Source organism: Halarchaeum acidiphilum MH1-52-1, assembly GCF_000474235.1.
GTDB classification, from domain to species: Archaea; Halobacteriota; Halobacteria; order Halobacteriales; family Halobacteriaceae; genus Halarchaeum; species Halarchaeum acidiphilum.
The window spans coordinates 1-10243 of record NZ_BATA01000083.1; the positions used below are offsets into that span (position 1 = coordinate 1).

The window sequence follows — 10243 nt, forward strand, 5'->3', positions numbered from 1 at the left end:
CGCGACCGCCGCCGCCACCGCCATTGACACCCCCACCATCACCGCGAAACACTTGCAGCAGTGGTGTGTGGGGGACCATCGACACAGGGACCACGCGGCAGTCCGAAACGGCGGGTTCCGGAGGAGTCCATAGCACGCGGCGACGCCGTCGAGGCGCCCCCATCGCTCGGGACGGCACCTAGCAACGATCAACCCACGGGGGACCATCGCGGACGGTAGTTCACACCAGCCGTCCGAAACCGCGCCACTCGCGGCTCACGCCGCTCGCTTCTCCGAGATCCCTGCCGGAACCCCGTTACTCCCCAGCGGGTTCGTCCTCGGGCATCTCGGCATCCTGCACCCAGACGGTCTTGCGGTTCACGAACTCGTGGATGCCCATCTTCCCGAGTTCGCGCCCGTACCCGGAGTCGCCGATCCCGCCGAACGGCAGGCGCGGATCCGACTTCGTGAGTTCGTTCACGAACACCGCGCCGCTCTCGATCTCGCGGGCGAGACGCGTCCCGCGCTCGCGGTCCTCCGTCCAGACCGAACCACCGAGACCGAGATCGGTGTCGTTCGCGAGCGCGATCGCCTCGGTCTCGTCAGCGACCTCGAAGATCGGCGCGACGGGACCGAAGACCTCCTCCTCGGCGACCGCCGCGTCGCGCGGGACGTCCGTCAGCACCGTCGGCGGGTAGAAGAAGCCGTCGCGGTCGAGCGGCTCACCGCCGAGTTCGACCGTCGCGCCGGCCTCGACGCTCCGCTCGACCTGCTCGTGCAAGTCCTCCATGAGGTCCGCGCGGGCCTGCGGGCCGAGGTCGACGTCCTCGTGCGGGTCGCCGACGTCGAGCGCCTCCATCTCCGCGACGAACGCCTCGACGAACTCGTCGGAGACGTCCTCGTGGACGATGAAGCGCTTCGCGGCGATGCAGGACTGCCCGGAGTTGATGGTGCGGGCGCGCGCGCCGGTCGCGGCCGCGGCCGCGACGTCCGCGTCGTCGAGGACGACGAACGGGTCGCTCCCGCCGAGTTCGAGGACGGTCTTCTTCAGTTCGGCGCCCGCGGTCTCCGCGACCGCGCGTCCGGCGTACTCGCTCCCGGTGAGCGTCACGGCCTTGAGGCGGTCGTCCTCGACGATGCCGTCGACGGCGTCGGAGCCGACGAGCAGCGTCTGGAAGACCCCCTCGGGGTAGCCGGCTTCGCGGAAGACCTCCTCGATGGCCTCGGCGCAGCCGGGCACGTTCGAGGCGTGCTTCAGCAGGCCGACGTTCCCCGAGGTGAGGTGCGGTGCGGCGAAGCGGAACACCTGCCAGAACGGGAAGTTCCACGGCATCACGGCGAGGATCGGCCCGAGCGGCTCGTAGGCGACGAAGGAGTCCACGCCCGGCTCGGCGCCGACGCGCTCGTCCTGCAGGTGTTCGCCCGCGTGCTCGGCGTAGTAGTCGCACACCCACGCGCACTTCTGTACCTCCGAGCGCGCCGCGGCGAGCGGCTTGCCCATCTCCGCCGTCATCAGCTCCGCGTACTCCGCCTCGTTCTCCCGGAGGACGTCGGCCGCGCTCGCGAGCAGTTCCTCGCGCTCCGCGAGCGGCACGTCGCGCCACGACTCGAACGCTTCGTCGGCCGTCGCGAGCGCGGCCTCGACGGCCGCCTCGTCGTCCGCCTCGATCGGGTCGAGCGCCTCGCCCGTCGCCGGGTTCACGCGTTCCATGTGTGGGGACACGGCCGCCCGATAGTTGTAGCTACGGGTCGGGCGGGGGCGCGCCTCGACCGCACCCTAATCGAGTCGCACCACGCGCCGGAAGTGCCCCCACGGTCCGCGAACCGGTCGCGACCGCACCCTAGTCGAGTCGCACTTCGACGACGGACAGGTCGTCGCTCCCGGTCGCGTCCGCGAACGCCTCGTCGATGGCGTCCCATCCCTCCGGTCGGTAGTGCTCGACGCCGAAGCTCTCGCAGAACGCGCCGAACTCGGGGTTGTCGAGTTCGGTGCCGAAGTGTTCGCCGCGATCCGCCTCCTGCTTCTCGCTGATGAGTCCGTAGTCGTCGTCGACGAAGAGCACGACGGTGAACCCGCAGCCGAGGCGGTTCGCCGTCTCCAGTTCCGCGGCGTTCATCAGGAAGCCGCCGTCGCCCGTCACCGCGACCACGGACTCGTCCACGGCGAGGTCGGCGGCGAGCGCGCCCGGCACCGCGATCCCCATCGACGCGAGACCGTTCGAAATGATGCACGTGTTCGGCTCGTACGTCGGGTAGTTCTGCGCGATCGCCATCTTGTGATTGCCGACGTCGGAGACGAGCACGTCGTCGTCCGCGAGGGCGTCGCGGAGGGAGGGGAGGGCCGCGCGCACCGTCACGTCATCGTCGCCCGAACCGCGCTCGGAGACGTCGCTCGCGATGTCGTCGCGGAGGTCGGCGTACCACGCGTCGTCGTACGCCGCGTCGATGTCCGAGCAGGCGGACGTGAGCGCGCGCAGCGTCGCGCCCGGATCGGCGACGACCTCGATGTCGGGGTTATAGTGCTCGTACACCTCCGCGGGCTCCGAGTCGACGTGGACGATCGTCGTCTCCGCGCTCGGGTTCCACCCCGCGGGGTCGTGCTCCGCGATGTCGTACCCGACCGTGAGCACGAGGTCGGCGGACTCGATGGCCGCCGAGGCCTCCGCGTCGTCGCCCGAATCGAGCGTCATCAGCGAGTGGGGGTCCGCGTCGCTCACTGCGCCCTTCCCCATGTACGTCGAGACGACGGGGACGTCCGCTTCGGCGACGAAGCTCCGCAGTTCGCGCGCCGCGCGCGTCCGCACCGCGCCGTTGCCCGCGATGACGAGCGGGTGCTCCGCGCCGTCGAGGAGGTCGAGGACGCGCTCGACGGACTGGACGTCCGGGTCGGGCCGCCGGACGGATCCCGTCGAGAGGGGAGCAGCGTCCGTCTCCTCCGCGGCGACGTCCTCCGGCAGTTCGAGGTGCGTCGCGCCCGGCTTCTCGTGCTCGGCGAGCTTGAACGCCTTGCGCACCGACTCGTGGACGATTTCCGGATCCGAGATCCGGGTGTTCCACTTCGTGATCGGTTCGAACATCCCGACGATGTCGAGCGCTTGGTGGCTCTCCTTGTGGAGACGTTCGAGACCACCCTGCGCACTCAGCGCGACGACGGGCGCCTTATCGAGGTTCGCGTCCGCGACGCCCGTCATGAGGTTCGTCGCGCCCGGTCCGAGCGTCGAGAGACAGACGCCCGCCTCGCCCGTCAGGCGGCCGTGGACGTTCGCCATGAACGCCGCACCCTGCTCGTGGCGACACGGGACGAAGTCCACCGTCGAGTCCCGGAGCGCGAAGAGGAGGTCCTCCGTCTCCTCGCCCGGCAGCCCGAAGACGTGCTCGACCCCCTCGCGCTCCAGACACTCCACCAAGAGTTCTGCGGCCTGCATGTGTCGGTCTTCGGCCCCGGGATCCATAGTTCGCGGGGCCGGCGCACCGCCCGCTGGGACCGTTGATCGTGTACGATTACCAAACCGGCACGAACGTCGGGTTCCATGCGTTCGATATACGCCGTTCGCGTACGATCGTCCATGACGGAGCAGACGTTCGACGCCGACACCGCACCGGACGCCCAGTACCCCGACGCCGTCGAGGCCATCCGCACTCGGCGCTCCGGGCACAACTTCGATCCCGACGGCGACGTGGCAGAGGAGACGCTGCGCGAGATCGTCCGCGACGCGACGCTCGCGCCCTCCGCGTTCAACCTCCAGCCGTGGGAGTTCGTCGCCGTCCGCGACGAGGAGCGCCTCGACGACCTCGTCGACCTCGCGTACGGTCAGGAGCACCTCCGCGACGCCGGCACGGGCGTCGTCGTCGTCGGCCACACCGACGCCGAGCGCACCGCCGAGCGCGTCTACAACGAGTGGGCGGAGGCCGGCCGCATCAGCGAGGAGGACGCCGCCGACCGCATCGCGCAGGCCGAGGACGACGACGCCGATCGCGAGTTCGCCGTCCGAAACGCCAGCCTCGCCGCCGAGAACTTCCTCCTCTCCGCGCACGCCCGCGGGCTGAAGGCCACGCCGATGACCGGCTTCGACTTCGAGGGCGTCGACGAGTTCCTCGGACTCCCCGACGACCTGATCCCCGTCGTCCTCATCGCCCTCGGCGAGAGCGGCGGCGACGAACCCGAGCGCCTCCCGCGCCGCTCCGTCGACGACGTCCTCCACGTCGACGACTACTGACGGCCCGGAATCAGCGCAGAGCGTCGCGAGTCGGTCGTCCGCGTCCGCCGCGCGCGCACGGCCCGCGACTTCCCTGCGACCGCCACCGCCTCGTCGCGCTTTTGGTATTGGACGTGGAATCGACGAACCGCGCCGCTTCGGGGCGTAGTAGAGTGAGAAGAGCCGGAGGAGGGATTTGAACCCTCGACCTATTCCTTACGAAGGAATCGCTCTGCCAGCTGAGCTACTCCGGCGCACGTCGCCCGCGTCGGGCGCTCGTACTCACTCCTTCGTAGCCGCATCGAAGAAATAAGACTTGCGAATCGGCGGCGGGACGGTCCTCGATCTCACCGTCGGGTCAGTCCGACGTCGAGACAGACGTTGTACTCGTGGGGCGCGTACGAGCGGACGGTGTGGCGCGTCTCGACCGTCACGTCGTACGCGGGTTCGGCGGCGGCGCGGATCGCGGCCTCGCCGGGCGCGTACCGCTCCGACTCGTGCTGGATGTCGTAGTAGTGGAGCACGCACTCGTCGCCAGCGAGGCGGACCGCGGCGTCGAGGAACTCGTTCGCGGTGTGCGGGAGGTTCATCACGAGGCGCTCGGCCCACCCCTCGTAGTCCGCGGCGAGATCTCGGACTCCGTCACTTCGCTCCGCCCGTGACGTGCCCGAGACGAGGTTTCGCACGTCCCCGCAGTGGCGGTGATCCGATCCGTCACGTCGTTGCGCTCGGCGTTCTCCCGGAGGTAGTCGATGGCGGCCTCGTTGATGTCGGTCGCGACGACCTCCGCGCCGGCTTTCGCCATCGGGATCGCGTACGGGCCGACGCCCGCGAACATGTCGAAGGCGCGCTCGCCCGCCTCGACCTGTTGGACGACGCGGTGGCGCTCCGTGGCGAGGCGCGGCGAGAAGTAGACTTCGGCGATGTCGAGCGCGAACTCGCAGCCGTACTCGCGGTGAACGGTTTCGGTACTCTCCCCCACGAGCACGTCCCAGTCGCGAACACGGGTCTCGCCCTTCACCTTCGAGGCGCGGTTCACGACCGTCTCCGCGCGGACGTTCGACTCCACGATGGCGTCGGCGATCCGCGCGGCGCGCGCGCGGTCGTCCTCGTCGAGGATGACGACGTCGCCGAGGCGCCCGTACGACGGTTCGAAGCCCAGTATGTCCGCGGGCGTCGTCGGCGTCTCGCGCTCGGGGACGTCGCGCTCGACGATCTCGTACTCCTCCGGGACGGCGTCGGGATCGGTGACGGGGACGTAGAGTGCACCGTCCTCGACGACGATATCGAGGGACTCGGCGACGAGGTCGGCGTCGGCGAGGCGGCGGCGCGTCGCTTCGCCCTCCTCGGTCGGGACGCGGACGCAGGGCGCGTGCATACGCGAACTGGGTGACGAGCGGCCTTACCGCTGGCGTTCCGACGGGCCGCGAGTGCGCCGATCGGCGACGGCGGTCGGCCGCGCGCAGCGAAACCCGTATCCGCGCCGGTTCCCGACTCGACGTATGCTCACCTTCGCCGGTCTCGGTCTCTACGACGAGCGCTCCGTCACCGTCGCTGGCCGGGACGCCATCGCGGACGCGGACGACGGCGCGGTGTTCGCGGAGTTCTACACCAGCCACCTCGTCGGCGCGGACGTCGCCGATCTCGAAGCCTCTCACGGCGTCGAGATCGACGTGCGCGACCGCGCGGGCGTCGAGCAGGATCCCGAGCCGATCCTCGATGCCGCCGCGTCGGGCGACGCGGTCTTCCTCACCGCGGGCGATACGATGATCTCGACGACGCACGTCGACCTCCGACTGCGCGCGCACGAGCGCGGCATCGAGACGCGCGTGATCCACGCCCCGACGGCGGAGTCCGCGGCGTCGTCGCTCACCGGTCTCCAGAACTACCGCTTCGGGAAGGCGACGACGCTCCCCTTCGAGTGGGCGCACGGCGCGGACGTCGTTCCGGACTCCGCGATCGACACCATCGAGGACAACCGCGAGCGGGGCCTGCACACGCTCTGCTACCTCGACATCAAGGTCGGACGCGGTCCCGCGGGTCCCGATCCCGACTTCGAGGCGTACATGAGCGCCGACTACGCGGCGGGCCTGCTCGCGGAGGCGTGGGACCCGGACGCCCTCGGCGTCGTCGTCGCGCGCGCCGGCAGCCCCGACTCGCTCGTGCGCGCGGACCGACTCGGCGCGCTCGCGGACGGAGAGTTCGGCGACCCGCTCCACATGCTGATCGTTCCCGGCGACCTCCATCACGTCGAGGCGGACGCCCTCCGCGGGCTGGCCGACGCGCCCGCCGACCTCGTGGACGGGAACCGCGCCTGAGCGGGAGACGTCCGGAGCGTGGGCGTCCGCGCACGCGAGACTCCGTTCGGATCACAATCACAATAAGTTGATAACGGATCGCTCGAAACTGTCGCGCGATGCGGACGCTCCACGCCCTGCAACGTGAGATGCTCATACTGGTCGCCGACTTCGGCGAGCCGTGCGGGCAGGACATCAAACGGGAACTGGAGGCGTATCACGGCGACGAGCTCCGGAGCGAGCAGCTCTACCACCACCTCGACTCGCTCTGCGAGCGCGGACTCGTCGAGAAACGCCGCGCGGACGGCCGGACGAACGCCTACATCCTGACCGAGGATGGCCGCCGGTGGCTCGAAAAACAGCGACACTGGGTCGCCGAGCACGCGGGTCCGGCGCCGCTCGACGAAGGAAGCTAGTCGTCCATCACGTCGGTGTCCGGCGTGACGACCTCGATCTCGTGACCGTCCTGATCCTTCGTGAACGCGTAGTTCCAATCGCAGGACTCGGGATCGCGGTAGTCCTCGGCCTCGCGCTCCATCAGTTCCTCCCACGCGTCTCCGAGATCGCCCGCCCGGACCGCGAGGTGGCCCCAGCCGTCGGCGTTCTCGTAGGTGCGACCGTCGTAGTTGTAGGTGAGTTCGACGGTCATCGCGCGCTCGCTCGCCCCCGCGGGCTTCATGAAGTAGTTCGCGAACGTATCGGACTCCCAGCGGCCGTTCGGTTCGTACTCGAACTTCCGCGTCCAGTAGCCGAGCGCCTCGTCGGCGTCCTCGACGCGGATCATCGTGTGATCGAGGCTCCACTTCTGGCCGTGGTCGCGCTCGACGATCTCGACCTCGTGGCCGTCGGGATCCGTCACGAAGGCGTAGTCGCCCCCGCAGGACTCGGGATCGCGGTAGTCCTCGACGCCCGCGTCCATCAGCTCCTCGTAGGCCGCTGCGACGTCCTCGACGCGGACGGCGATGTGGCCCCACGCGTCGCCCATATCGTACTCGCTCGTGTCGTGATTGTACGTGAGTTCGATGACGGCGTCCTCCTCCCCTCGGTCCTCGGGACCGAGATAGACGTTCGTGAACGTCTCGGCCTCCCAGCGGCCGTACTCGACGTAGTCGAGGTGGGTCTGGTACCAGTCGAGTGAGGCCTCGAGGTCGCCGACGCGCATCATGACGTGATCGAGCACGTAGTCGCTCTCGCTCATATCCGGGTCGTGGACCGCGCGCGCGTTAAGCGTACCGGCGTCGGCTCAATTCGGCGCTTTCGGGCTGACGAAGACGAGCCGTCGCAGGGCGTCGCGGTAGCGGGCGAGCGCGACGCCCCAGAGGAGCACCGTGCCGATCGGGAGGACGAGGAGACGGGGATTGTGGTGGACGAGTCCGACGGCGTGCAGCAGCTCCGCGGCGCCGGCCATACCGAGCAGGCCCGCGGTGACGCGGCGGTCCTCGCGGCCGATCAGCCCGAGCGCGACGCTCGCGAGCGCGCACGCGTAGAGGAACGCCCCGGTCGGCCACGCCTGCTGCCAGTAGGTCGTCACGACCGCGTGATCGAGGTAGGTCGGGAGGAGCGTGAAGTGCCGGCCGAGGGGACCGAACAGCGTCCCGAGACCGTACGCGAAATAGGAGTCGTAGCCGACGGAGCCGCCGGGGTTCGTCCACCGAATGACCGTCCACGGGGGAAGCCCGACGAGGAGGAGCACGAGGAGGCGACGGACGACGCGGCGCCGGGGCATGGTGAAGCCCTCGCGCGGGCGCGCCGAGGGTCTTTCGGTCGGCAGGTCGCCCGCCGCTACCGCCGGACGATAAGGCGGAGGACGTCCTCGTCCTCGAGGACGTGGTCGCGTCCGACCTGCTGGTCGTCGTGTTTCGCCGACGGGCCGGTGACGCGCGCGAATCGGAAGCGCTCGTCCATGTCGCCGCCGAGCCGATCGAGGGCGTCGTCGACCGTCTCGCCGCGCCGGAGGATGAGCGGCTCCTCGTAGTCGACGCCGCGGCCCGGCTTGTCCATGTAGATTCGAATGAGTTCGAGGTCGTCCCAGAGTCGCTCCTTCAGCGCGTCGAGACCCTTCTCCTCGTACGCGCTGATGAAGACGGCGTCCTCGTCGGGGTCGATGTCGCGCTCGCGGAGGTCGGCCTTCACCGTGTCGACGTAGGAGGGTTCGATGAGGTCGGTCTTGTTGACGACGGCGAGCGAGGGGAGGTAGACGCGGTTGTCGAGGACGCCGTCGACGAGTTCGTCGACGTCCGGATCGCCGCGGATGGTGACGTCCGCGTTCACGTACCCCTGCTCGCGCAGAACCTGCCGGACGGTGTCGTGATCGAGTTCGAGGTCGCCGGAGGTGTTCACGTCGATGCCCCCCTTGATCTTCTTCGAGATGCGGACGTGGGGCGGCTCCGTGTCGAGGCGGATCTTGTTGTCGTAGAGCTCCTTGTAGAGCCGATCGTACTGATCGATCTCGAAGGCGGAGAGCATGAAGACGACGAGGTCCGTCGAGCGGATGACGGAGAGGACCTCGCGCCCGCCGCCGCGCCCGCCCGCCGCTCCCTCGATCAGCCCGGGGACGTCGAGGATCTGGATGTCCGCGCCGCGATACTTGAGCATTCCGGGGTTGACGTCGAGGGTGGTGAACTCGTAGGCGCCGACCTCGCTGTCGGCGTTCGTGAGGGCGTTCACGAGCGTGGACTTGCCGACGGAGGGGAAGCCGACGAGCGCGACGGTCGCGTCGCCCTGCTGTTTGACGGAGTAACCGCCACCGCCGCCGGAGCCGGCCTGCTGGGCTTCGAGCTTCTCCTTTTTCTCCGCGAGCTTCGCCTTCAGCCGGCCGATATGCGCTTCCGTGGACTTGTTGTACGGAGTGTTCGCGATCTCCTCTTCGAGTTCCTCGATCTCCGCCTCCAGTCCCATCGTCCGTGAGTGGGCCGTCTCGTCGGAAAGCACTTTCGTCCGGCCGTCGCGGTCGCGACGACCCGAACGCTCACGATCTTCGACACATTAATGTCAGTTCTCACGCGAGTACGGGGGTATGGGGGATCCGTCGACGTACCGCGATAGCACGCAGATCGTCCTCCGGGCGGACGCGCTCGCCGGGATCGACCCCCCGCTGGACGAGCAGTTCACCGTGACGCTGTTCGAGCGCGACGGCGTCATCAGGGTCATCGGAAGCCCGGTCGAGATCCGCGCGGCGGGCGACTACCTCGCCCGGCAGGGCGTCAGTCTCCCGTGAGGGCGCGATTCGGACCGACGTCCGTCGCGAGCTTTCGAACGGTTTAAATCCGCCGCGCGATTTCGTCCACCCATGGCTGATACCATCGAAGTGCTCGTCCCCGGCGGGCAGGCCAACCCCGGCCCGCCCCTCGGTCCGGAACTCGGTCCCACGCCCGTCGACGTGCAGGCGGTCGTCGAGGAGATCAACGACCAGACCGCGGCCTTCGACGGCACGGAGGTCCCCGTCACCGTCGAGTACGAGGAGGACGGATCCTTCTCCATCGACGTCGGTGTCCCGCCGACGGCGGAACTCATCAAGGACGAGGCCGGCTTCGAGACCGGCTCTGGTGAGCCCCAAGAGGACTTCGTCGCGGACCTCTCCATCGAGCAGCTGAAGTCCATCGCCGAGCAGAAGCAGTCCGACCTGCTCGCGTACGACGCGAAGAACGCCGCGAAGGAAGTCGCGGGCACCTGCGTCACCCTCGGCGTCACCATCGAGGGCGACGACGCGCGCAGCTTCAAGGCGAAGGTCGACGACGGCGAGTACGACGACGTTCTCGCGGAAGCGTAAGC

10 protein-coding genes, 1 tRNA gene and 1 pseudogene are annotated in these 10243 nt (G+C 69.1%); 5 read left to right on the plus strand and 7 right to left on the minus strand.

All coding sequences use genetic code 11. The features are described from left to right. Positions 1-295: 295 nt before the first annotated feature. Positions 296-1690: an NAD-dependent succinate-semialdehyde dehydrogenase gene (locus AOZ13_RS11925; RefSeq protein ID WP_020221354.1), complete on the minus strand. Its 1395-nt coding sequence runs from the start codon at positions 1688-1690 to the stop codon at positions 296-298. A gap of 130 nt (positions 1691-1820) precedes the next feature. After that, a complete protein-coding gene (locus AOZ13_RS11930; RefSeq protein WP_020221353.1) occupies positions 1821-3404 on the minus strand; it encodes an acetolactate synthase large subunit in 1584 nt (527 codons plus the stop codon). A 141-nt stretch (positions 3405-3545) separates the two neighbouring features. Here AOZ13_RS11930 and AOZ13_RS11935 point away from each other — a divergent pair, with 141 nt between their 5' ends. Next, positions 3546-4196: a nitroreductase family protein gene (locus AOZ13_RS11935; RefSeq protein ID WP_020221352.1), complete on the plus strand. Its 651-nt coding sequence runs from the start codon at positions 3546-3548 to the stop codon at positions 4194-4196. A gap of 160 nt (positions 4197-4356) precedes the next feature. Here AOZ13_RS11935 and AOZ13_RS11940 read toward each other — a convergent pair. After that, a tRNA-Thr gene (locus AOZ13_RS11940) sits at positions 4357-4429 on the minus strand. Between the two features lie 93 nt (positions 4430-4522). Next, positions 4523-5553, minus strand: a pseudogene (locus AOZ13_RS11945) (class I SAM-dependent methyltransferase). A 124-nt stretch (positions 5554-5677) separates the two neighbouring features. On the opposite strand from AOZ13_RS11945, the gene dph5 reads away from it, so the two are divergent. Together dph5 and AOZ13_RS11955 are read left to right on the plus strand one after the other, a co-directional pair. Next, a complete protein-coding gene (gene dph5, locus AOZ13_RS11950) occupies positions 5678-6493 on the plus strand; it encodes a diphthine synthase (RefSeq protein ID WP_049934108.1) in 816 nt (271 codons plus the stop codon). Between the two features lie 98 nt (positions 6494-6591). Continuing rightward, entirely contained in the window at positions 6592-6888 is a 297-nt protein-coding gene (locus tag AOZ13_RS11955) for a PadR family transcriptional regulator (RefSeq protein ID WP_020221351.1), read from the plus strand. Here AOZ13_RS11955 and AOZ13_RS11960 read toward each other — a convergent pair. The 3 genes from AOZ13_RS11960 to AOZ13_RS11970 are packed head-to-tail and all read right to left on the minus strand — an operon-like array spanning position 6885 to position 9370. Beyond that, on the minus strand, positions 6885-7670 hold the full coding sequence (locus tag AOZ13_RS11960; RefSeq protein ID WP_020221350.1) for a VOC family protein: 786 nt from the start codon (positions 7668-7670) through the stop codon (positions 6885-6887). The two genes, AOZ13_RS11955 and AOZ13_RS11960, sit on opposite strands and share 4 nt — an antisense overlap. 45 nt (positions 7671-7715) lie before the next feature. Beyond that, positions 7716-8198 carry a hypothetical protein gene (locus AOZ13_RS11965; RefSeq protein ID WP_021780693.1) on the minus strand — a complete coding sequence of 161 codons (483 nt, stop codon included), beginning with the start codon at positions 8196-8198 and terminating at the stop codon, positions 7716-7718. Positions 8199-8254: 56 nt separating this feature from the next. Then, a complete protein-coding gene (locus AOZ13_RS11970) occupies positions 8255-9370 on the minus strand; it encodes an OBG GTPase family GTP-binding protein (RefSeq protein ID WP_020221348.1) in 1116 nt (371 codons plus the stop codon). Positions 9371-9488: 118 nt separating this feature from the next. Here AOZ13_RS11970 and AOZ13_RS11975 point away from each other — a divergent pair, with 118 nt between their 5' ends. Then, positions 9489-9689: a VNG_1110C family protein gene (locus tag AOZ13_RS11975; RefSeq protein ID WP_020221347.1), complete on the plus strand. Its 201-nt coding sequence runs from the start codon at positions 9489-9491 to the stop codon at positions 9687-9689. 72 nt (positions 9690-9761) lie between these two features. After that, the gene (locus AOZ13_RS11980) at positions 9762-10241 is read left to right on the plus strand and encodes a 50S ribosomal protein L11 (protein WP_020221346.1); all 480 of its coding nucleotides are present in this window, start codon (positions 9762-9764) and stop codon (positions 10239-10241) included. The last annotated feature ends 2 nt before the right edge of the window (positions 10242-10243 follow it).

Coding starts and splice junctions, on each gene's coding strand:
- AOZ13_RS11925 (WP_020221354.1), bottom strand. CDS start 1,690: ATGGAACGCGTGAACCCGGCGACGGGCGAGGCGCTCGACCCGATCGAG.
- AOZ13_RS11980 (WP_020221346.1), top strand. CDS start 9,762: ATGGCTGATACCATCGAAGTGCTCGTCCCCGGCGGGCAGGCCAACCCC.
- AOZ13_RS11930 (WP_020221353.1), bottom strand. CDS start 3,404: ATGCAGGCCGCAGAACTCTTGGTGGAGTGTCTGGAGCGCGAGGGGGTC.
- AOZ13_RS11965 (WP_021780693.1), bottom strand. CDS start 8,198: ATGCCCCGGCGCCGCGTCGTCCGTCGCCTCCTCGTGCTCCTCCTCGTC.
- AOZ13_RS11955 (WP_020221351.1), top strand. CDS start 6,592: ATGCGGACGCTCCACGCCCTGCAACGTGAGATGCTCATACTGGTCGCC.
- AOZ13_RS11935 (WP_020221352.1), top strand. CDS start 3,546: ATGACGGAGCAGACGTTCGACGCCGACACCGCACCGGACGCCCAGTAC.
- AOZ13_RS11975 (WP_020221347.1), top strand. CDS start 9,489: ATGGGGGATCCGTCGACGTACCGCGATAGCACGCAGATCGTCCTCCGG.
- AOZ13_RS11960 (WP_020221350.1), bottom strand. CDS start 7,670: ATGAGCGAGAGCGACTACGTGCTCGATCACGTCATGATGCGCGTCGGC.
- AOZ13_RS11970 (WP_020221348.1), bottom strand. CDS start 9,370: ATGGGACTGGAGGCGGAGATCGAGGAACTCGAAGAGGAGATCGCGAAC.
- dph5 (WP_049934108.1), top strand. CDS start 5,678: ATGCTCACCTTCGCCGGTCTCGGTCTCTACGACGAGCGCTCCGTCACC.